The organism is Marisediminitalea aggregata (genome assembly GCF_900129565.1).
GTDB lineage: Bacteria > Pseudomonadota > Gammaproteobacteria > Enterobacterales > Alteromonadaceae > Alteromonas > Alteromonas aggregata.
Genome location: NZ_FQWD01000002.1, coordinates 449,377 through 470,944, shown reverse-complemented (window position 1 = coordinate 470,944; position 21,568 = coordinate 449,377). Strand labels below are relative to the sequence as shown.

The 21,568-nt window shown below is 51.7% G+C and carries 26 protein-coding genes; 16 read left to right on the top strand and 10 right to left on the bottom strand.

All coding sequences use genetic code 11. From position 1 onward, the window contains the following. Positions 1-34 precede the first annotated feature (34 nt). Positions 35-331: a hypothetical protein gene (locus BUB81_RS06205; protein ID WP_073319889.1), complete on the top strand. Its 297-nt coding sequence runs from the start codon at positions 35-37 to the stop codon at positions 329-331. On the opposite strand, the gene BUB81_RS06200 is transcribed toward BUB81_RS06205, so the two are convergent. Both BUB81_RS06200 and BUB81_RS06195 read right to left on the bottom strand, forming a co-directional pair. After that, positions 324-1,364: an AraC family transcriptional regulator gene (locus BUB81_RS06200; protein WP_245819127.1), complete on the bottom strand. Its 1,041-nt coding sequence runs from the start codon at positions 1,362-1,364 to the stop codon at positions 324-326. The two genes, BUB81_RS06205 and BUB81_RS06200, sit on opposite strands and share 8 nt — an antisense overlap. A gap of 23 nt (positions 1,365-1,387) precedes the next feature. Next, positions 1,388-1,828 (bottom strand): anthrone oxygenase family protein, encoded by a 441-nt coding sequence (locus tag BUB81_RS06195; protein WP_073319883.1) that lies wholly within the window; start codon positions 1,826-1,828, stop codon positions 1,388-1,390. Between the two features lie 239 nt (positions 1,829-2,067). On the opposite strand from BUB81_RS06195, the gene BUB81_RS06190 reads away from it, so the two are divergent. From BUB81_RS06190 to nrtS, 8 genes are all read left to right on the top strand, one after another. Further along, a complete protein-coding gene (locus BUB81_RS06190; protein ID WP_073319880.1) occupies positions 2,068-2,544 on the top strand; it encodes a YHS domain-containing (seleno)protein in 477 nt (158 codons plus the stop codon). 6 nt (positions 2,545-2,550) lie between these two features. After that, the gene (locus BUB81_RS06185) at positions 2,551-2,868 is read left to right on the top strand and encodes a thioredoxin family protein (protein WP_073319877.1); all 318 of its coding nucleotides are present in this window, start codon (positions 2,551-2,553) and stop codon (positions 2,866-2,868) included. A 19-nt stretch (positions 2,869-2,887) separates the two neighbouring features. Next, positions 2,888-3,172 carry a BufA1 family periplasmic bufferin-type metallophore gene (locus BUB81_RS06180; RefSeq protein WP_073319875.1) on the top strand — a complete coding sequence of 95 codons (285 nt, stop codon included), beginning with the start codon at positions 2,888-2,890 and terminating at the stop codon, positions 3,170-3,172. Between the two features lie 38 nt (positions 3,173-3,210). After that, positions 3,211-4,104, top strand: coding sequence for an MbnB/TglH/ChrH family RiPP precursor modification enzyme (locus BUB81_RS06175; RefSeq protein WP_073319871.1), 894 nt, complete (start codon positions 3,211-3,213; stop codon positions 4,102-4,104). After that, complete coding sequence (locus BUB81_RS06170) at positions 4,101-4,907, top strand: HvfC/BufC family peptide modification chaperone (RefSeq protein ID WP_073319867.1); 807 nt, start codon at positions 4,101-4,103, stop codon at positions 4,905-4,907. The genes BUB81_RS06175 and BUB81_RS06170 overlap by 4 nt, the downstream gene beginning before the upstream one ends. Before the next feature lie 214 nt (positions 4,908-5,121). Beyond that, entirely contained in the window at positions 5,122-5,670 is a 549-nt protein-coding gene (locus tag BUB81_RS06165) for an acyloxyacyl hydrolase (RefSeq protein WP_073319865.1), read from the top strand. A 99-nt stretch (positions 5,671-5,769) separates the two neighbouring features. Beyond that, positions 5,770-6,297, top strand: coding sequence for a TlpA family protein disulfide reductase (locus BUB81_RS06160; protein ID WP_084526274.1), 528 nt, complete (start codon positions 5,770-5,772; stop codon positions 6,295-6,297). Between the two features lie 15 nt (positions 6,298-6,312). Continuing rightward, positions 6,313-6,564, top strand: coding sequence for a nitrate/nitrite transporter NrtS (nrtS, locus tag BUB81_RS06155; protein ID WP_084526272.1), 252 nt, complete (start codon positions 6,313-6,315; stop codon positions 6,562-6,564). A gap of 102 nt (positions 6,565-6,666) precedes the next feature. Here the strand turns inward: nrtS and BUB81_RS06150 are convergent, their stop codons facing one another. From BUB81_RS06150 to BUB81_RS06125, 6 genes are all read right to left on the bottom strand, one after another. Then, entirely contained in the window at positions 6,667-7,680 is a 1,014-nt protein-coding gene (locus BUB81_RS06150) for a hypothetical protein (protein ID WP_073319859.1), read from the bottom strand. Between the two features lie 10 nt (positions 7,681-7,690). After that, positions 7,691-8,167, bottom strand: coding sequence for a DoxX family protein (locus BUB81_RS06145; RefSeq protein ID WP_073319856.1), 477 nt, complete (start codon positions 8,165-8,167; stop codon positions 7,691-7,693). Between the two features lie 129 nt (positions 8,168-8,296). Then, positions 8,297-9,121 (bottom strand): AraC family transcriptional regulator, encoded by an 825-nt coding sequence (locus tag BUB81_RS06140; protein WP_073319853.1) that lies wholly within the window; start codon positions 9,119-9,121, stop codon positions 8,297-8,299. Positions 9,122-9,132: 11 nt separating this feature from the next. Further along, positions 9,133-9,975 (bottom strand): AraC family transcriptional regulator, encoded by an 843-nt coding sequence (locus BUB81_RS06135; protein WP_073319850.1) that lies wholly within the window; start codon positions 9,973-9,975, stop codon positions 9,133-9,135. Between the two features lie 198 nt (positions 9,976-10,173). Further along, positions 10,174-10,653, bottom strand: coding sequence for a nuclear transport factor 2 family protein (locus BUB81_RS06130; protein ID WP_073319846.1), 480 nt, complete (start codon positions 10,651-10,653; stop codon positions 10,174-10,176). 25 nt (positions 10,654-10,678) lie between these two features. After that, the gene (locus BUB81_RS06125) at positions 10,679-11,221 is read right to left on the bottom strand and encodes a carboxymuconolactone decarboxylase family protein (protein ID WP_073319843.1); all 543 of its coding nucleotides are present in this window, start codon (positions 11,219-11,221) and stop codon (positions 10,679-10,681) included. A gap of 113 nt (positions 11,222-11,334) precedes the next feature. Here BUB81_RS06125 and BUB81_RS06120 point away from each other — a divergent pair, with 113 nt between their 5' ends. The 3 genes from BUB81_RS06120 (at position 11,335) to BUB81_RS06110 (ending at position 14,666) form a co-directional block, all read left to right on the top strand. Then, positions 11,335-12,261, top strand: coding sequence for a LysR family transcriptional regulator (locus tag BUB81_RS06120; protein ID WP_073319839.1), 927 nt, complete (start codon positions 11,335-11,337; stop codon positions 12,259-12,261). A gap of 133 nt (positions 12,262-12,394) precedes the next feature. Next, complete coding sequence (locus BUB81_RS06115; RefSeq protein ID WP_084526270.1) at positions 12,395-13,195, top strand: alpha/beta fold hydrolase; 801 nt, start codon at positions 12,395-12,397, stop codon at positions 13,193-13,195. A 187-nt stretch (positions 13,196-13,382) separates the two neighbouring features. Then, positions 13,383-14,666 carry a serine hydrolase domain-containing protein gene (locus tag BUB81_RS06110; RefSeq protein ID WP_245819126.1) on the top strand — a complete coding sequence of 428 codons (1,284 nt, stop codon included), beginning with the start codon at positions 13,383-13,385 and terminating at the stop codon, positions 14,664-14,666. Here BUB81_RS06110 and hutG read toward each other — a convergent pair. Further along, a complete protein-coding gene (hutG, locus tag BUB81_RS06105; protein WP_073319836.1) occupies positions 14,663-15,610 on the bottom strand; it encodes a formimidoylglutamase in 948 nt (315 codons plus the stop codon). The two genes, BUB81_RS06110 and hutG, sit on opposite strands and share 4 nt — an antisense overlap. Beyond that, on the bottom strand, positions 15,603-16,769 hold the full coding sequence (gene hutI / locus BUB81_RS06100; RefSeq protein WP_139241537.1) for an imidazolonepropionase: 1,167 nt from the start codon (positions 16,767-16,769) through the stop codon (positions 15,603-15,605). The genes hutG and hutI overlap by 8 nt, the downstream gene beginning before the upstream one ends. A gap of 144 nt (positions 16,770-16,913) precedes the next feature. Here hutI and BUB81_RS06095 point away from each other — a divergent pair, with 144 nt between their 5' ends. The 4 genes from BUB81_RS06095 to BUB81_RS06080 all read left to right on the top strand — a co-directional run bounded on the left by BUB81_RS06095 (position 16,914) and on the right by BUB81_RS06080 (position 21,506). Beyond that, positions 16,914-17,687 (top strand): histidine utilization transcriptional repressor HutC, encoded by a 774-nt coding sequence (locus tag BUB81_RS06095; RefSeq protein ID WP_073319833.1) that lies wholly within the window; start codon positions 16,914-16,916, stop codon positions 17,685-17,687. Positions 17,688-17,710: 23 nt separating this feature from the next. Further along, a complete protein-coding gene (gene hutU, locus BUB81_RS06090) occupies positions 17,711-19,399 on the top strand; it encodes a urocanate hydratase (RefSeq protein WP_073319830.1) in 1,689 nt (562 codons plus the stop codon). Then, entirely contained in the window at positions 19,399-20,925 is a 1,527-nt protein-coding gene (gene hutH / locus BUB81_RS06085) for a histidine ammonia-lyase (protein WP_073319827.1), read from the top strand. Before hutU ends, hutH begins: the two co-directional genes overlap by 1 nt. Before the next feature lie 128 nt (positions 20,926-21,053). Continuing rightward, on the top strand, positions 21,054-21,506 hold the full coding sequence (locus BUB81_RS06080; RefSeq protein ID WP_245819140.1) for a CreA family protein: 453 nt from the start codon (positions 21,054-21,056) through the stop codon (positions 21,504-21,506). The last annotated feature ends 62 nt before the right edge of the window (positions 21,507-21,568 follow it).

Sequence of the window (21,568 nt, the reverse complement as noted above, 5' to 3'; positions counted from 1 at the left end):
TCACGCCATTACGAACAGGTTACGGAGGCGACACATGAAGGATGCCGATCGCGCAAGTATCATTAAAGCCAGCTGGAAATTACACGACATTGTTGAGTCTGGCTATCTGGCTAACGGGGCTGTGAAAAACAGTCCGGAATGGCTGGAAAAACAGCGTTTGCTGTTAGCCGACATGGCCCTGCATTTACTCCAGACATCGGTAAAACCGGGCGACATTGACCTGGAAAAACTAACCAATAACCTGCATGCAATTTTAACGATTACCGATCAATTTTTGCCCCATGCCGGGTTGAAGCAAGCCACCGAGTCGCTATACGAACCCCTCAGCTGACACCAGCCTGTTCGCTACGGCGTACTTCACCCGGGCTTTTCCCGATGACTTTTTTAAAGGCGCGGGAAAAGGCGGATTCAGACTGGTAACCTAAGTCCAGCGCAATGGCCAGCAAGGTGTCATTGCTGAACTGGAGTTTCGAATAGGCCAGTGACATGCGCCATTCAGTTAAATAATCCATTGGGGTGTTCCCCACCAATTGCTTAAATTGCTGAGCAAAATTGGTCCGCGACATACCCACTTCTTTAGCCAGACTCTCTAAACGCCAGTGCTCATCTGGAGCGTTGTGGATCAGCTGTAAGGCTTTGGCGATGCGATCGTCCGACAATACACTCAACCAGCCCAAAGTACCTGCTTCCAGACTGTTAAGGTGCTCGCGCAGCACCGCAATAATCAGAATTTCAGCCAGCCTCGACAACACCGCCTCGGTGCCCAGGCCCACATATTGAGTTTCGGTGCGGATCAATTCGCTAATGTGTTTTACCAGCGTATGGGTAGGGCGGTGAGATTCCCGGATCACCAGCGCGGTAGGTAAACCGGAAAGTAGCTTTTGGGCCAGCGGATGGGTAAAGAACAAGGCGCCACATAACAGCCGTGAAGTTTCGCCATTGCCGCCATACTCCAGGGTCTCGAAGCGCTCTGACACACACTGTATGGGCAATGATGTCAGTGGTACGCCTGGCGTAGGAGACTGCCCGTTGAGCTGGTGGCCTTCGCCGCGTGGAAACAAAATAAAATCATTGGTTTGCAGGGTACAGGACGAATCATCAAAGTGAAATTCGGCTGCGCCATTTAACACCAGGTGGAACATCAGGCAATGGGGAATAGCGGGCATATCCACCGCCCAGGGATCGCTTAACAGCGAGTCGGTGCAAAAGGCCGTGGCGATATGCAGGTTGTTCAGCAACTTGCCTAACGGGCTGTCTTCGAGGGGCGTATCCGCGCGCTGATTGGGGTCGAATTCCATATCGGTAGGTCTGCCTGTCCTGTTGTGAGGGGCCGCAGACCAATATACGCGAAATGCAGAAGACATGACAATTTCTCCCGTTTGGCTGATCAGAGTGCCGCTGACCAGAGTAGCAATGCACCGCTTACGGTTGCCGACACTGTGCGCACATGATTCCAAAATACCCAGTTGCGCAGGTATGCCTGCCAGGTGTGTTGAAATCCAATTTCACCGCTTGCCGCTAACAAAGCATTATTGAGCGGAACATTCTTTATTAGTGTGACAAGAAAGGTGCCAGCGAAGAAGATTAGCCCGGCAAGATAATCGTTTGAGCGTGTAACCACCAATACCAGCGCGGTGAGGGCAGAGCCAAAAAAACACAGGTAAAAAAGCGGGTTCAGGATTTCCTTGTTGATCCGCACCATGGTTTCTGCGCCTTGTTCCGATTGCCTCAAAGCAGCCATAACGGTGCAAGAAAAGATAAAGTAAATCCCCGTCATTATGAGCATACTCAGTTTGCCGAGTGTGGTTAGCACAGTGAATACAAGCATGGGTTCGCCTCCTGGTTGTTGCTATTTGTATTGTCCATGCCTGTGTTTGTGCGCGCGTCACAATGCGTTCATATCCTTTGACCAAACGTTCAAAATACGGTTTGGACGTTACGGTTGTTTTTGAAGTGTTTCAGTTGCCTTTCGATGCGTTCAATTTCTTACCTTATATCACAGGGAAGGCAAACAGCCTCTCCCACCACTACCCAGCCGATATTCGGCGTCAAAATGAGGAAAGAGCAATGAAAGTACTAAACGCGTTAAAACTGGCCGGCCTTGCTGGCTCACTGTTATTCAGCAGCCTGTCGTTTGCTTCGGCAGTCAACCTGGGCGAAAACGATGTAGCCATTCACGGCTATGACCCGGTTGCTTACTTTGTAAAACACAAAGCTGTGGAAGGTTCAGCAAAATACACCGCCACCTATGACGGCGCTATTTACCGCTTCTCAAGCGCGAAAAACCGCGACCTGTTTAAAGCCGATGCCGAGCACTATGCCCCACAATTTGGTGGTTACTGTGCAATGGGTGTAGCGCTGAACAAAAAGCTGGATGTGGATCCGGATGCGTTCTACATCAAAGACGACAAACTGTATCTGAACCTGAACAAAGCCGTTCAGAAAAAATGGATGGAAGACGTGCCGGGTAACCTGAAAACCGCTTACCGCGTATGGGATGGCATTGAAAGCCTGTCTGTTGAAGCGACCAACGCTGAGGACTAATCCGATATGGAAACCGAGCTGAAAGGCATTTTGTCGAATGGCCATGAATACCCGGAGCAGGTGGTGATGTTGTGGTTCACCGCCTCCTGGTGCGGCCCCTGCAAGCAGCTTGCGCCCATTATTAACTTGCTGGAGCAAGCGCATAAAGATTCACTGCGGATCATTAAAGTGGATGCAGATGAAGAGCATGGGTTAGCCCAAATGCTGGGGGTACGGGCTGTGCCGACGCTGATCCTGATGGATCGCACCAAACGACTGGACACACACGTTGGTTTGTCGAACTACGGCGAACTCAACAAGTGGGTGTCTTATCACCTGAATTAAAGACGTATAGGAAATCACCATGAATCAGAAACAAAAAATTGCTGCCGCTGCACTGGCAATGGCATTAGCAACCGCCGTGTCTGCACCGGCGCAGGCCGCAGGCAAAGAAAAGTGCTACGGCATTTCAGCCGCTGGTCAAAACGACTGCGGTAACCTGGCGGGCACCCATTCCTGCGCAGGGCAATCCACCGTAGATAACGACCCGGGTGAGTGGAAACTGGTGGCAAAAGGCACCTGTGAATCGCTGGGCGGCATGCTGAAAGCAGAAGCTAAAAAGCGTTACGACGCTGCGAAACAAGGCTAAGCCAGGGCGTTTCGTTAAATGAGCAAAAGGAGAATATGATGTCTGCGATTTCGCAACACTATGAGCGTGTAGAAAACACCAGGGTAGGTGTGGGCCTGCGTCACGAGCATTATGCCGAGGCGTTGGCGCAGACATCTCACTCCGTGGATTTTTTAGAGATACACGCCGAAAACTTTTTCGCCGAAGGCGGCGTGATCCCCGCGTTTTTGGACGCACTGGCCGAACAGTATCCGCTTAGCATTCACGGCACGGCGATGGGACTCGGTTCGGCAAATGGCATTGATACTGGCTATTTAAAACGATTTTGTGCATTGGTAAACCGGGTGGATCCCATTCTGGTGTCAGATCACGCCTGCTTTACCTGGGGGCACACAGCCAATCAGCCTCTGCATGCCGGTGACCTGTTGCCCCTGACTTACGACCAGGCTTCGCTGGACATCCTGGTGAACAACATTGACCGGGTTCAGCAAGCATTGGGACGGCAGTTGCTTATTGAAAACATTGTGAGCTATGTGAACCACCGCAGTGACCCTATACAGGAAGCGGAATTCCTGGCACAGGCTGCGACTTTGACCGGCTGTGGCTTGCTGGTGGATTTGAACAATGTGCTGGTAAACGGGCAGAACTTTTATCCGGGCAACACAGCGCAGTACGCGCTTAACTGGTTAAAAACACTGCCTGCCAAAGCAGTCCGGGAAATTCATCTTGCCGGCAGCAGTGCGGTAGCACCTGGCGAACTGGTTATCGACGATCACGCTCAGCCGGTATCCCATGCGTGCTGGGCATTGTTTCAACAGGCCATTCACCTGTTTCCCGGCGCGACTACGTTAATTGAGTGGGATAACCAACTGCCCACCTGGAGCCGCTTGCAGGAAGAAGCCGGCACGGCACGTTTTATTTTAGCGCAAACCCTGATTGAGGAAATGTCATGAATGTAGTTACTGATAACAAGCCGCGCCTTAGCACAGACTTGGCAGGACACCGACGAACTAACCATCATCAGTCTGCCCTGATCACTGACATTTTTACACAATCCTCGCTAAGCGGCGTGCCTGAGCGCGCCCTGAAGATTTACCAGCAGAATTTACAAATGACCGCAGCGCGCAGTCTTTCGATTTCCTACCCGGTGCTGCAGCAAATGGTAGGGGAGCAAGCGATGTTTATACTGGCCCAGCGACTGCTCGCCTGGGAAAAGCCTGCAACCGGTGACTGGGCCGACTGGGGAAGCCAGCTTGGTCAGGTTGTAGAAAGCAGCGAGTTGGCGGGCGAGCACCCGTACCTGGCTGACATAGCCAGACTGGAATGGGCCGTACAGGTAGTTGGACGCAGCACGGTTAACGCGTTTGACCGCGCCAGTTTGCAACTGCTGACAGAGGTCGACCCTGAGCACCTGACTATTAAGCTGCAACCCTCTTTGACAGTGCTGGAAAGCCCGTTTCCCGTGCAGCCCATGTGGCAGCTTCACCGCGACTCGCATGGCCAGCATGACTTGTCTGAAGGACTGGAGATCATTATGCAAAATCGTGAAAACACCCACTTTGCTGTGGTGTATCAGCAGCACAACAAGCCCAAAGCGGATGTGGTAGACCAGCAGCAATATGCCTGGCTACAAGGTGTGCAGCATGGCATGCATCTGGCGGCTCTGCTGGATACCTATCCCGGTATCGATTTTGCCCAATGGCTGTCGCAGGCCATTGAGCGTCAATGGATAGAGACCATTTTGTCCCCGAGGTGAAAACCCTCCCTCCTGCTTGCGGCGCACCCTGAGCGGACTCCGGCACTACACTCCTGCCCGGATACATTCAGGTCAATGCGCCGCTTTTTTTATGTCTTTCGCATCTCTTTGTTTGTGAGTAAAGCGGGTTCAGTTTTACAGACGAACGGCTAATTTTGTTTATCTCATTTCACCGAAAATGGCGTCATCTTAACTACATTTGGTGAACGTTATAATGAAATTTAGCACAATTAAACAATCGTTAGGTGCCGTATTTACGGCCGGTTTACTGGCCCTGTCTGCGCCTCAGTCTGGTTTGGCAGATGAACTGTCTGTTGACTACCTGCAAGGCGAAGGCGACGTTCAGGGAGTCAAACTGGCTTACCGTCGCGACAGTGACTATCTGCACGCGTACTTCCCTCAGCTGGACCTGAGCTTTGAGGCCAGCATCAATGTTTGGGAATACGGTAATCCAAGTCGTTACGACAGCAATTTTGTCTTGGCGTTCTCGCCGGTATTTCGCCACACCTTTCACGAAAATCAGCACGGTGAAGTGTATGGTGAATTTGGTATTGGGGTATCGTTGCTGGATGACACTCGCTTTGCGGGGAAGGACATCAGTACCCACTTTCAGTTCGAGGATCGCCTGGGGCTGGGGTATCGCTTTGGTCAGTCGCGACAGTACGCAGTTACGCTACGGTATTTCCATTACTCCAATGGCGGGCTTAAAAGTCCGAATCCGGGCTACGACTATATTAGCCTGTCCTTTTCCAAGCGTTTGTAGTCCGGCTGGAAGATAGGGTTGTATTCAAGGCGCTTTGGTTGCTTTTTCAACAACGCCTCGCGATAGGATCAATGTACTATCAACCCAACCCGGACATTAATGATGACGAAATTTACCCTGCGCCGCCTGGTTGTGGCGGCCACTCTTTCACTTGCTGCATGGGCATCCTTCAGCAGCCATGCACAACAAGCCAATATCGCCAGCGAGGCGCTAGCCCCGGATTTAACGCCAAACTTAACCTTCAACTCGGTTAATGGCGAGACCTTTTCACTTCAGCAACGCTGGGAGCAAAAGCCGGTGTTGCTTTACTTCTGGGCTACCTGGTGTCCCTATTGTAAAAAGGCGACCCCGGCAGTCACTGCCCTGCACAATGATTACGGTGACAGCATAGATGTGCTCGGTGTTAACGTGGCTATTAACGATACCCAGGAAAAGATGCACGCGTACCTGCATGACTATGCGATGGATTTTCCGGTGATGTTTGACGAAAGTGCCGAGCTGACCAGCGAGTTTTTGGTGAATGGTACGCCGGTGTTCGTGGTGTTATCACAGCACGGTGAAATACTGTATCGCAGTCACCGTTACCCGGCGGGAATCGAAGCTGTTCTGTCGCGCAACAGCTTCTAATTCGGAGACAGGGCCATGACAGAAAACAGACCCATAGCAGAAGAAATGCAACTGCCGCCATCCTGTAACAAGCAGGCCAGAAAATTTTCGCCGGCTTTATTGGTGGAAGCGGCTAAAACCGCGTCGGTAGTAGGCACGGTGTTAATGTTGATCAATCAGTTTGAAGCGTTCGAAGGCACAATGGCGATAAACGTAACCAAAGCCGTGCTGATCTATTGTGTGCCGTTTTGTGTGTACTTATATGGCAGTCTGAAAGTAAGAGACTAGAGACCAAATACCAGAGACGCAACTGACTGGATAAAAAAAGCCCCGGTATCAATAAATACCGGGGCTTTTTGTATTGTGTTGTGTGGGCAGCCAGCCAAAAGATTAGGTTAATGAAGGGGGCACGGTAAACGTCGGGTAATGACCCGCCAGCTCGCCGAAGTCGGCAAGTCGGGAGCGAATTGACTCGGCCAGTTCAGGCGTGACGACATTGGGCACCCGTGACGCGTCGGTAACATGATTATATTGCTTCAATTGATGCCGAAAGCTGCGTGGGGCCTGTTTGTCTGCCAGGCGGGTATGCACCGACAAACCAGCCAGTTCTTCAACCGATATGGCGTGACTGAAACGTGCAACGCCCTGGTAAGTAAAGGCCTCGCTAACCAGACGATCGCTTTTAGCAATCAGTGCGTCCATCAGCGCGAACAGCAGGGCGTTCACCGAGGGCGCAGGCAACAGCAAGGTCAGAGAGGAATCAGCAGTGTCGTTAAGCATTGGGGTGTCACCGCCCGGCATATGAATATCGACCAGAACTTGCTGATTAAAACGCTGTTCGATGTTCAGGATCTGGATGGGCGAGGTATCGTACCGGGAACGTTTCATCAGCGTGGTCGCCTGACGCCGGAATTGCATCAGTGACAGTGGGGTTTGCACGTCGAATAACCGGTCTGCCTGTTCAGCAATCAACCGGGCATCCTGATGGGTACTGAAGGGCGCGCTGGCGTGATTGTCGAAGCGAATCTTAAGTAGCTCACGCACTTCGTGTTCTCGGGCTTTTTTTATGGCTAAGAAGATGGTTTGTACCAGTTCGGAAGTCGGTACGTTGTAGTCAATGCGCCATTTTCGACCATAGACAATTTTACGTTTGGACTGGGATGCAACCGGCAGGTACGTATCGAACCCGACTAAACCAATCTGGACGTATAAACCATGGCTGTCCTGGCCGGCAAAGATTATGGTGTTGTCGTTAAACGCACATTCGAGCGCAACTTGCTCAATGCTGCGCTGAGTTTGTACGTATTGTAAGTAATGCTGGGGCACGCAGGACGCACCGCTGCTCAACTGAACACGCGGTGCATTGGGTAGCGGGCGCTCGGCACTGACTGCCAGATTGCTCATTACCGTTCCCCTACGCCGTGGCTGCCTGTGGCAACCGTTTGTTATACAACCATTTAATAACGTGGTCGGCCGACAGTTGCCCTGCACCCCAAAACACAACGTGGGCAAGAATAAGTCCCCAGATTACATGGCCATACAAAGCGGCGGGCGCAATCTCTTCCAGGCTGATGACAGCCACAACGTTTACAATGCTCAGCACAATAGCGCTTAAGCGGCTGGCTAAACCTGAGGTCAGCAGAACCGGTACAATCAGCTCAGCCAGCGTGGCTAAATAAGCGGCCAGTACTACGGGTAAAAACGGCACGTGATACTCGTATTCGAACAGGAATAAGGTGGTTTCCCAATCCGCAATTTTGGTTAATCCCGAGGCAAAAAATACCCAGGAAACATAGATACGTCCCGCCAGGGTAAGCAGGGGTTGCACGGTGTTAAATACACCAGACATGCCGCCCAGAACGCGGCCTGTCTGCAATACAATGGATTTCATAAAAGCATTCCTTGTGTAGAAGTTGTCAATTTGGCTTATGACCCGGCAATGGCTGTGTCACTCTGCTAATGTAAGGGGATTCGGGCGGGGCGTTGAAACCGTGCGTCCTGCGTTTCAAACCAAATTACATCAGGCGTTGCCGCGCAACTTGAGCCAGGCTTTGGGCGACAGGCCCAGCTTTTTACGGAAGATGCGAGCTAGCGCCGAGCCATGCTCATAACCCACTTCGTTGGCTACCAAATTAACGGGCTTCTGGCTAAGCAGCAGTTCCTGCGCCTGATTAATGCGAATTTCCGTGAGGTATTCGTTGGGTGTGGTGCCTACCACTTCGCGGAACGTCGCGGCAAATTTAGAACGTGACATAGCAGCCTCGCCAGCCAGCGATTCAACCGACCAGTTGTGGGCTGGATTGCGGTGCATCGCGCTCATAGCCTTGGCAATCGCCGGGTGAGACAAGGCCGCCAGCATGCCACCCTGACTAAGGTTGTTGTCCAGCACATACCGCATCACTTGCAGTAAAAACATTTCACTGAGTTTGTCGATCATCACCGAGCGGGTAACCGACTCGCTGAACGCTTCTTCAAACAGCCAACTGGCCGTCTGGCCGATGTGTTTTTCAATGCTAAGAGGCAAACACAACAGTTCTGGCAGGGCATCGAGCAGCAGCGAACGATTGTGTGATTCCAGGCTCACGGTAGCGCAAACCAGTTGCGCGTCTTCAGACTGGTTGGCCAGAATGCGGTGTTCGACCGGCCCGGGAATAAAAATCACGCTGGGCTCGTCGATAACGATCTTTTGTTTTTCGCGCAAGAGCAGGGTAAGCCTGCCTGAACGCAACAGGTGCAAATGCCCTTTGTCGTTGCCTTCAAACGACTGAATACCGCAAAGTCGGCCGCTAAAAAATACATCTGCCTTAACGGCCGTTTTACGTAGAATGTCCGCAATATTATTCACGAGATTTCCTTCTAAATAATGGCTTGTTGCACGCTGTTGCGCTTCGTTTGCTGCAACCACTGCCGCGGCGATAAACCGAGTTTTTTCTTAAAAATACGCGCCAGCGCCGAACCGTGCTCGTAACCTACTTCGCCGGCCACATAGTTCACCGGCTTGTTGTTCTTCAGTAACTTCTGTGCAAGCGTGAGCCGCAGGCCTGTGATGTACTCATTGGGCGTTTGGCCAACCAGTTGTTTGAACTGCTCAGCGAATTTAGACCGGGACATGGCTGCAATACTTGCAAGATTGTCTAAGGTCCAGTGATAAGCCGGGTCCTGATGGATGCGGTTGATCACTTTTGACATCTGCGGGTGATTGATGGCGCTCACGGTGCCTTCCTGCAAATTGCCGTGTTCGGTGGCGTGGCGCAGGATTTGTAAAATGAATATTTCGCCCAGGCGGTTCAGCATGGTTTGTTTACCAAACCGTTGGGTTTGTATTTCGTTGATCAACCAGCGGGCCGTGCCGGATACCGCGCAGTCGGGTGTCAGCTGTAAATACATGACATCGGGTAATGCATTTACCAGCAGCGAAGACTGGTTTGCGGCAAACGTAACACTGGCGCTGATCAGTTTTGGTGCAGTGTCAGCGTCCACCGGCTCAACGCGGTGTGTTACGCCAATGGGAAAAAACACCATTGACGGTCTGTCCATGAGTAATTCCCGTTGCCCTTTGCGTAGAATGCGGACTTTGCCGGACTCCAGCAAATGCAGTTGACCGCGCGCAGTGAAGTGTTTAGCAGCGGTTAACAACCCGCAGTGATTAACTTCGCTAGTGAAGGTATGTTGGTTGAGTAATGCACTTAAATTTTCCATGTCAATTGTCTCTTTTTAACGATAACAGTCGATGTTGAACCTTCTGTTGCCCGGCATAAGACCGCTAAATTCGAGCAATACGAAGCCCTGGCCTGCTGCCAAAGCGACAGACCTGTGGCGTCACTACTGCGTATCAACGAAGTGACTGTGCAAAAATTGTGTTTTAACGCTGACGCGGAAGTGCGTCAGCAGTCAGGTTTATAACCCCAGATCAGAGAGACCCGGGTGGTCATCAGGACGGCGTCCCTCTGGCCAGCGGAACAATCGCTCTTCTTCGGTGATCGGGAGATCGTTCAGCGAGGCATGGCGATTGGTCATTAAGCCTTGCTCATTGAATTCCCAGTTTTCGTTGCCGTATGAGCGAAACCAGTTGCCTGAGTCGTCGCGCCATTCGTAGGCGTAGCGCACGGCAATGCGGTTATCGGTAAACGCCCAGAGCTCTTTGATTAATCGGTATTCCAGCTCTTTTGCCCATTTGCGAGCCAGAAAGTCGCGGGCTTGGTCCCGCCCTTCAACAAACTCGGCGCGGTTACGCCACTTGGTGCCCAGACTATAGGCCTGTGCTACGCGTTCCGGATCTTTCGAGTTCCAGCCGTCTTCAGCCAGGCGTACTTTTTTGATGGCCGTTTCACGTGTAAATGGCGGCACGGGTGGGCGGTATTCGTCGATGGCGTGCATGGTATAACTCCTTGTATTAGTAAACTTAAAAAGGGATCACCAGTGGAAAGTCCACTTCGGTATCGGCTACGTTATTCACGCTGTTGGTCCAGGTGTTCAGGGCAACGTGCAAAATAATTTCAATAATCTCGGCGTCGCTGAAGCCAGCTTGCTTTACGGCGTTGAGCAACTGGTCGTTGACCCGGCCATTCAGTTCGGCGACCGCCACGGCAAATTGCAAAGCAACCTGTGTTTTGGCGTCATCAGACAAGCCTTTACGGTTCGACCTGATTTCGTCTTCAGGCACGTTCGCTAAGTTCGCTGCTATAAAACTGTGTGCAGACAAGCAATATGTACACCGGTTTGTTTCTGCGATAGCCAGTGCAATGGCTTCCTGCAACTGCAGAGGGAGTATGCCTTCAGTTAACGATTCAGTGAGCGACAGATAACCTTTCAGTGCCGCCGGATTGTTGCCAACCAGACGAAATAAATTAGGCACCATACCTAACTTACCCTGGACGGCCTCAAGCAACGATTGCGAAGCGTGAGGTGCATCGGCAATTGACTCCGGGATAGTTAAACGAGACATTATGTATTCCTCGATTGGTTAAATTGTCGTCTTGATTGTTAATGTAAAGCGCCTTAATGGATGTGAGTAGTGGGTGATTTTGTTTAGCACCTACCCATTTTTTGGAGAGATAGATGGATCGACTCAGTGCAATGCAGATTTTCAGTACCGTAATGGAGTGCGGAAGTTTCTCGGCGGCGGCCAGAAAACTGAATAAACCGCAAACCACAGTCAGCCGCCAGGTAAAAGAACTGGAAGAGTATCTTGGTGTGCAGCTGGTACTGCGCTCTACGCGAAATCTGGTACTGACCGACGCCGGTGAAAAATACCTGGCGTCCAGTCGCGAAGTGTTGTCGATGGTGTCGGAGATTGAGCGGGATGCAAAAGGGGAATACCGCGAACCCAAAGGCTGTTTAACCGTTACCGCACCGATCATTATGGGTCGTATGCACGTCTTTCCTCTGTTGGCTGAATACCTCAAGCTCTACAGTGATGTGAGCGTAAAACTGATATTGACCGACCAAAACATGCATATGTATGAAGATGTTGTCGATGTAGCTATTCGGGTCGGGCGTTTGCCCGACAGTGAGCTGGTGGCAAAGCGTCTGGGACAGGTGCAAAAAATTCTCTGCGCCAGTCCGGAGTATATTGCACAGCGTGGCATGCCAACAGATTTGGCATCCCTCAGCGAACACGACTGCATTACGTTTGAAGGACTGGATTCTGCCACGCATTGGCGTTTCAGTGCTAACAATGAAGAACTGAGTGTGCCGGTAAACTCCCGTATCAGAGCAAACTCAACCGACATTGCTGTACATTCGGCCCGGCAGGGCTTAGGGATTGCCAGGGTGCTGTCTTATCAGGCGCTGCCCTGGTTAAAAAGCGGCGAACTTAACCGTGTGCTACAGGAGTTTGCGCCAGAACCCTTTCCAGTGAACCTGCTTTATATTCGTCAGGACGTGCTGCCTCTAAAACAGCGCAGTTTCATTGATTTTATGACCCCGCGATTACAAGCTGCGTTTAACCGGATGTGTCAGGACTGGAGCACATTGACCTGTTAAACCTCATGCTCGCCTGAACTACGCGTCCGTATTTTTGTGCAGAACGTCCGGTAATCGGGGCACGACCTTGCGATAACGAGTATGGCGGCGTATGAATGTGCGCCATTGTTTGAATCATTGTGAAGTGCCTACTATGCGTGCTGTTATTAAAATCTATTTCTTTCTGCTAAGCCGGGTCTGGCCCAAAATGGCGGCCAGGCAGGCTGGAAAACTCCTGTTCACCCCACAGCTGCCGGTCAATAACGCGGAAATACCAGTCCCTGACGAAGTGCTGCACGTGAGTGAAGAGACATGCGTCAAGGTGTGGCGAGGGACTGGACCGACGATAATGCTGTTGCATGGTTGGTCCGGCGCGGTATCTCAATTTTCGGATTTGCTAACCCGGTTGTTGCAGCACGACTACCGGGTCATTGCCCCTGTGCCTAAAGGACACCACTATCAGGGCGAATGTCTCTCGCATCCGGGGGAGTTTATCAGGGCAGTAGAACACGTCCTGAGCAGTCAGGCTGTGGAGGTTCATGCGGCAATCGGTCACTCATTGGGCGGTGCTGCACTGGCTTTACATAACATCCGTTATTCGCGATTTAATAAGCTGGTGCTGGTTGGCGCACCGGCAAATTTAACCGGTGTGCTCAACCGTTTTGCTTCCATGTTGGGGCTCAATCAACGCGGCCTTGATGCGCTCTATGATGTTGCTGATAACCGCGTTGGCACATCGCATCGGGTATTGGATGCTTCGGGCAATTTGTCGAGAATCGCTAAGCAGGCACTGGTGGTCCACGATACACAGGATAAGGAAGTCCCTTTTGGCGATGCCGAGCAATTTGTAACAACCTATCCCTATGCCCGGCTATATAAAACCGAGGGGCTGGGACATCGCCGTATTCTGAATAGCCCTGCGGTTATTGACGAAATTATTGATTTTATTCAGTAACTCTAAACATCTGAAAACGCAATTTCACCATTTTTGTTTCTTACATTTTGTTACCAGCGCAAAACGGACGAAAAGTATGTGTTTTCGGTATTTCTGTTCAGCACTATTTTTTTGCCAGCATAAGATTACGCATTAAACGGGACAAAGCCCCCGGTGCGAAACATATCAAAAAAAGACAGAAACGAGCATGAAGCGGTTTATTTTATGGACCCTGGGGACACTGACAATGTTAGTTGCCTGGGTAGCAATAAATTTTGTGGCCACAACCGAAGGGTGGGGGCTGACGCCTCTCGCGGAGCGAGGTGACACAGTCAGTTTTGCCAAGGCAGTCAGTGTTGAAGCGCGCAATGAAGCTCAAGGTAACCTGGTATTAGCGATGCTGGAAAAAGGCAAAGTCATGCATACAGACACTATGTCTGTTGGCAAGCCGGTAACAGAGGAGTCGGTTTTTGGTGTGGCGTCGTTAAGCAAGTGGGTCACCGCAGTGGGTGTGATGCAATTAGTCGAGGAAGGCAAACTGGATTTAGATACGCCAGTTTCTGAATATCTGACGCGTTGGCAACTGCCGCCCAGTGACTTCGACAACAACAAAGTTACCTTGCGATTATTGCTGAGCCACACTGCGGGTATTACCGATGGGCTTGGGCATAGCGGCTTCAAACTCGGCGAGCCGGTACAGCCGTTAGAGTCTCATCTTACCCAGGCCTTAGATGCGGATCCGGGTAAAAGTGGCAAAGTGCTGGTGGGCATAGAGCCCGGCACGAAGTGGATGTATTCCGGCGGTAGCTACAATCTGACGCAGTTAATTATTGAAGAGGTGACAGGTGAACCCTTCGCCAATTTCATGCAGCGCGCCGTATTTGCGCCGTTGGGTATGGAGCATTCGAGTTTTGAGTTAGACCGTGCAAACCCGGCATTGGCGCAGTATTTTGGCGAAAATGGCGACGAGCAAATCTATCCCAACTACACGTCTCTGGCGGCAACAGGCCTTTACACCACACTGAGTGATTTAGTGCGCTTCGCCAATGCTCAGTTGCCTTCGGCAGAGGCAGATCCTGCGATGCCACGATTACTCAGCGACGCTAGTCTGGCAGCGATGCGAATGCCTGAGGCAAACGTCGACGGGTTGGATATCTGGGGCACGGGCATCATGCTATTCGCTCCGAATGGCGCAGGCGACAACATTGTCGGGCATGGCGGCCAGTCTCCGTACTTAAACAGTACTGTACGTATTGACCCTGCAACCGGCGACGGGTTAATTGCCATTCAATCGGGCAATAAAGAGGCTCTGGCATCGAACCTGGCTACCGAGTGGACAACGTGGAAAACCGGTAAACCCGATATTTATGTGTTGGGAAATACCTTTCCGGCTATGATCATGCGAGTGCTGATTGGCGCGGTGGTTATTCTTGTTAGTGCGATTGCACTGGGTGTTTTTACAAGCCTTCGTCGAAAACGTAAACAAGGTTAGCGGGTTGGCAGCAACGCATCCGCTACCTCAAAACCCAGGCGCGCAGCCAGTTTGGCAGTGCGCTTGTCGATGTCAAAAGCCGGGTTCATTTCAGCAATATCGCACAGTGCCCATCGGTAATTGCAGGCGGCCTGTTGCTGAGCCAGAAAATGCAAAACCTGGATAACAAAAAGTACATCGATACCCAGCGCACTGGGCGCACTGACGCCAGGTGCGGCTGATGCCGGAAACGCATCCAGGCAAATAGTCACATAGAGCTGATCGACATTTTGCAACATGGGCGTGAGCAACGCTTTTGCCGCATCAAGGGTACACTGTGTATCCAGTAAGTAGCGGGTGCCAGTTGTGTCTGCAAAATCAAATAACGCCTTTGTGTTAGCCGCCCGTGATATGCCGATACAAGCATACTGAAAATCGTCGCCATGCTGTTCACAGTGAGCGTGAATTTGTCTGAATGGCGTGCCTGAGCTGGTGTATGGTGCTGGGCGACGCAAGTCAAAATGCGCATCAAAATTAACGATGCCGATCTTTTTCGTTTGATGTGAAGAGGTTTGCAAGGCGTTATATAACCCCTGATAACTTCCCCACGCAATTTCGTGGCCGCCGCCTAAACCCAGTACAAACTGCGACTGCAACAGCGCCTGGCTCACGGCGTTTGCATAATGGGACTGGGCATCGCTTAAATCTGAGTCGGCGAGGGTATCGCCGCTGTCAATAAGCCGGGCACCCCAGTGCCATGGTAAATTTGCCAGCGCTTCACGAATGCTAACCGGGCCTTCATTTGCGCCGGGCCGGCCTTTGTTTGCCCGCACACCCAAGTCACTGGCTAACCCAACCAGATTGATTGCCGGGAGATCTGAATGCCCTTGCTGGTTGACGACCTGATGCCATCGAAGGCCTTTATTGCCGTCCTCTGTGTCTGTTCGTCCCTGCCAGTTAAACATGCTGACCGCCTAAAAATACTCTAGTGGGGCGATGACCGTTGAGGGTATAAACCAATTCGGCAGGGGACTCGATGTCCCACAGCGTTAAATCGGCCAGTTTACCGGGCTTGATTTCGCCTCTGTCACTGAGTCCGAGCGCTTTTGCGGCATACAATGTTCCACCGCGTAACGCCTCTTCGGGCGTCAGTGCAAACAATACGCAAGCCATGTTCATGGCGGTTAGCAGCGACGCTATCGGCGAACTGCCGGGGTTTAAATCGGTGGCGACGGCCATAGGGACGTTGTGCTGCCGAAGCGCTTCTACTGGCGGCTTTTGTGTTTCATGCAGGTAATAAAACGCGCCGGGTAATAGCACTGCCACACTGCCGCTTGCAGCCAAATGCGGTATATCGCTCTCGGCCAGATATTCAATATGGTCTACCGACAGCGCATTGTATTTTGCGGCCAGTACTGCGCCTTTGCTGTCGGTGAGTTGTTCAACATGGGCTTTAACCGGCAAGCCATATTGCTGAGCAGCTTTAAACACTTTTTCGGTTTGTGCGGTGGTAAATCCAATGGACTCGCAAAACACATCCACGGCATCAGCAAGATTATTGTGGGCAACATCGGGTAATACGGTGTCGCAAACAAAATCAATGTAGGCATCGGCGTTGTCGGCAAATTCAGGGGGCAGGGCGTGGGCTCCTAAGAAAGTGGTGGCGATCCTGACCGGCAGCTGAGTTTCCAGTGATTTAGCAACGCGCAACATTCTCAGTTCTGTGTCGTTATCCAGTCCGTATCCGGATTTTACCTCAATGGTAGTAACACCTTCTTCGGCCAATCGCCGGGCGCGTTTTGCTGCGCTTTTGAAGAGACTGGCTTCATTGGCTCTGCGGGTCTGTTCAACGGTACTTTTTATGCCGCCGCCCTGTAACGCAATGTCTTTGTAGCTCACACCCTGCAAGCGCATTTCAAATTCATTGGCACGATTACCGCCATAGACAAGATGCGTATGGCAGTCGATAAACCCGGGCAATAACCATTGTTGTTGCCCGTCGATCATCGTTCTGGCCGACAGCGAATGTATTGCGTCGGCGTTAAAAACGCCCGCTATAACCCCTTTAAGCAGTGCGACAACCGACTCTGACAGCTGACCATAAGGCTGGGCATTATGTTGCATAGACGCAATGCGTACATTGTAGATAAGGGTGTCGTATTGCACGGGCTCTCACATTCCTGATGCATAAAGGATGTGACAAGCATACTTGTACATACTTGTATATACAAGTATGCTTGATACAAATTGTTAGCGTATTAAAGAGCCATGCAGCCAAGATACATTGCCATTAAATCACTTATTCTGGATGCCATTGAGGCCGGGCATATGAAGCCGGGCGATCAGGTGCCGTCTGAAAATCAGCTTGCCCAGCAACACGGGGTGAGCCGTATGACTGCCAGACGGGCACTAAGTGAAATGGTAGACGAAGGGATTTTATTGCGCAGTCAGGGGCTGGGCACGTTCGTGTCTGATCACCGCCCCATGAGTTCGATGCTGGAAATTAAAAGTATCCGCGATGAAATTGAGCACCGTGGCCACCGCTATGCCAATCGCATTGTGTTGCTGGAAGCCCGCAGGGCTGACCACAATATCGCCACGCACCTGGCGGTTAATGAGGGTGATGAGGTGTTTCGCAGCGTGATTGTGCACTGTGAGAATGACTTGCCGGTGCAGTATGAAGACCGCTGGGTAAACCCGCATTGGGCACCTGAATATCTGCAAAGCGACTTTCACGCGCAAACAGCTAACTATTACCTTAATTTAGTCGCGCCCCTGACGCAGGCCGATCATAGCGTTGAAGCTGTGATTGCCGATGGGGAAATTGCAGACGCATTACAAATTCAAACTACAGAGCCTTGCCTAAAGGTGACCCGTCGTACCTATTCTTCCATTCATTCTCCGCAGCAGGCCAAGGCCTCAGGGCAGTCACATAGCCCGGCGTCGAAGGAAGGTAAGAAGCAGGGCGTGGTGAGTCATGCGGTGCTCTATCATCCGGGCAGTCGTTATCGATTGGGCGGCCACCTGGATTTTCAAAAATAAAATAATGATTGCCTGGAGAAATGATGACACGTTTCGACCCTACCCGTGAGATCCGCGCACCGCGTGGTACTACACTGAACGCCAAAAGCTGGCAGACCGAAGCGCCGTTGCGCATGCTTATGAATAATCTGGACCCGGAAGTGGCCGAACACCCGCAAAGCCTGGTGGTTTACGGCGGTATCGGCCGGGCTGCGCGTGACTGGGCGTCATTCGACAAGATTGTAGAAGTACTTAAAAGGTTAAACAACGATGAGACCTTACTGGTACAGTCGGGCAAACCCGTGGGCGTATTTCCTACCCACGAAAATGCCCCTCGTGTATTGATTGCCAACTCAAATTTGGTACCTCACTGGGCAAACTGGGAACACTTTAACGCGCTGGATAAAGAAGGCCTGATGATGTATGGCCAGATGACCGCCGGTTCGTGGATTTACATTGGCTCGCAGGGCATTGTTCAGGGCACCTACGAGACGTTTGTGAGCGTGGCGAAAACGCACTTTAACGGCGACAGCAAAGGCCGCTGGATCCTGACCGGAGGCCTTGGCGGCATGGGCGGCGCACAGCCTCTGGCTGCAACCATGGCGGGCTTTTCCATGCTGGCGGTTGAAGTGGATGAAAGCCGTATCGATTTCCGTTTAAAAACAGGTTACGTAGACAAGAAAGCCACTAGCCTGGATGAAGCGCTGGGTATGTTAGAAGCAGCGAAACAGGACGGAAAAGCTATTTCTGTAGGCCTGCTGGGCAACGCCGCTGAGATATTCCCGGAAATGCTGGCGCGCAATATTATTCCTGACGTGGTGACCGACCAAACCAGTGCCCATGATCCCCTTAATGGCTATCTGCCTGTCGGCTGGACCATGGAGCAGGGCGCAGCCAAACGCAAAACCGATGAAGCCGGCGTGGTGAAAGCCGCCAAACAATCCATGGCGAAACAGGTTAAGGCCATGCTCGGCTTTCAGGCGGCAGGCGCGGCCACGTTGGATTACGGCAACAATATTCGCCAGATGGCACTGGAAGAAGGCGTCGCCAATGCGTTTGATTTTCCTGGTTTTGTGCCAGCGTACATTCGCCCGCTGTTCTGTCAGGGGATTGGTCCGTTTCGCTGGGCAGCGTTGTCGGGCGACCCGGAAGATATTTATAAAACCGACGCCAAAGTTAAAGAGCTTATTCCGGATAACCCGCATTTACACAACTGGCTGGATATGGCGCGTGAGCGAATTCAGTTCCAGGGCTTGCCTGCGCGAATCTGTTGGGTCGGGTTGGGCGAGCGCCAAAAGCTGGGGCTTGCTTTTAACGAAATGGTCAGAAATGGCGAGCTAAGTGCGCCTGTAGTGATTGGCCGCGACCACCTGGATTCAGGCTCCGTGGCATCACCTAACCGCGAAACTGAATCCATGCTGGATGGGTCTGATGCCGTGTCTGACTGGCCATTATTGAACGCATTGCTGAATACCGCAGGCGGCGCAACCTGGGTAAGTTTGCATCACGGTGGTGGCGTGGGAATGGGCTTTAGCCAGCATTCTGGTGTGGTGATTGTATGTGACGGCAGTGCAGAAGCCGATGCGCGAATTGCGCGGGTACTGCACAACGATCCGGCTACCGGTGTCATGCGCCATGCGGACGCGGGCTACGACATTGCTAAAGACTGTGCGCGAGCGCACAACCTGGATCTTCCCATGCTCGATGTTGCCGCAGACAAGGGAGACAAGTAATGGATACGTTAACCCTTATTCCTGGCACCCTGACGCTACAGCAACTGCGCACTGTATTTCGACAACATGTCAGTCTGTCGCTCGATGGCAGCGCCAAAGCGGCTATTCAGGCTTCAGAGCAAACCGTGCTCGACGTCATAAAAGAAAACCGCACTGTATATGGCATTAATACCGGGTTTGGCCTGCTGGCCAATACCCGTATCGATGTAGAGGAACTGGAGCTTCTGCAGCGCAGTATTGTGTTGTCGCATGCGGCCGGAACCGGTGATTTCATGAGTGAAGACACGGTGCGCCTGTTGATGCTTTTGAAAATCAACTCGCTGGCGCGCGGCTATTCCGGTATTCGCCTGAGTGTGGTCGAAGCGCTGATTAAGCTGTATAACGCCGAAGTGTACCCGGCTATTCCTGAAAAAGGATCTGTAGGGGCAAGCGGTGACTTAGCGCCGCTTGCGCATATGAGCGTGGTGTTGCTGGGCGAAGGTGAAGCATTTTATCGCGGTGAACGCATTGAGGCTAAACAAGCTCTTAATATCGCTGGGTTAGAGCCTATCGCCCTTGCGCCAAAAGAAGGTTTAGCACTGCTGAACGGCACCCAGGCTTCAACGGCGTTCGCATTACAGGGGCTGTTTTACACCGAAAACGCTTTGTACAGCGCCATTGGTATTGGTGCGTTAACCGTGGATGCCGCGTTGGGCTCTCGTGTGCCGTTTGATGCTCGTATTCACGCAGTGCGTGGTCATAAAACCCAAAGCGATGTAGCCACAGCGTTTCGCGAGTTGTTGGCAACCAGTGACATCGGCAATTCGCACCAGGGCTGCGAAAAAGTGCAGGACCCGTATTCCTTGCGCTGTCAGCCTCAGGTAATGGGCGCGTGTTTACAACAAATGCGTTTCGCAACGGAGATTCTGGTAACAGAAGCCAATGGCGTAAGTGACAATCCGCTGGTGTTTGCCGATACCGGTGATATTTTGTCTGGTGGTAATTTCCATGCTGAAACGGTCGCGATGGCTGCCGATATGCTGGCTATAGCTTTATCGGAAATTGGTGCGCTGTCTGAGCGCAGAATGTCACTGATGATCGACACGCACCTGAGCGGACTCCCTCCGTTTCTGGTAGAAAATGGCGGTGTGAATTCTGGCTTTATGATTGCGCAGGTTACCTGTGCGGCACTGGCGAGTGAGAACAAAACACTGGCGCATCCAGCGTCGATTGACTCGTTACCTACGTCTGCAAACCAGGAAGACCATGTGTCGATGGCAACGTTCGCAGCGCGCAGACTGCGTGATATTTTCGACAACGTTGCGGGCATTCTGGCTATTGAGTGGCTGGCGGCATGTCAGGGACTGGATTTCAGAAAGCCGCTGCAAACCAGTGAGCGTCTGCAGTCTTTAATGCAGTTGCTGCGCAATGACGTGCCTTTTTACGACAAGGATAGGTATTTTGCGCCAGACATTGAAGCCGCGAAACAGTTGATAAAGCGTCATGATTTGATGGACACTACTCAACTACAGCTGCTCGATGAGTAGCGGAGAAGACAGTGAGTAAGGTAACCAAACGGGTTACCTTCAACGGCTTTGCTGTATGGCGACAGAGCATAAGGATAGAAAAGATGCGTGTACAACGGTGTTTAAAATCAATAGCGTCAGTACTGGTAATGACTTCAGCGGTGGTGTTGAGCGGCTGTAGCGACAGCGAAGTGGGCGATGTGTCGCTGGGTGTCTTTACAACCAAAGACATTAAAATCGATGCTTTAGAGGATCCGGTGGTAACTGGCGTAACCTGTCATATTTCAAGTATCGAAGCGGATTTGGATTTATCGGACCCGTCAGACAGTTCTATTGCCTGCCGTCAAACCGGCCCAATCAACGCAGCGATGATCGCGGCTATCGACAAGTCAGACTCCGGTGAAGTGATTTTTAAAAAATCCAAAAGCGTGTTTTTCAAAAACATGAAATTGCGCCGTATTTACGACGCCAAATCGCAAACGCTGATTTACCTGTCTTACAGCACCAAAGAAACCTCTGGTAGCTACAAGCACAGTATTTCCACCGTGCCGCTGTGGGAAACGGGTGCTTACGTTCAATCCACGCAACCCAAAGCTGACTAAACGTAGGATTACCAGCACATTCGCCTGACTGCGCCTGCGGTCAGGCATAACACTTCCCTGTG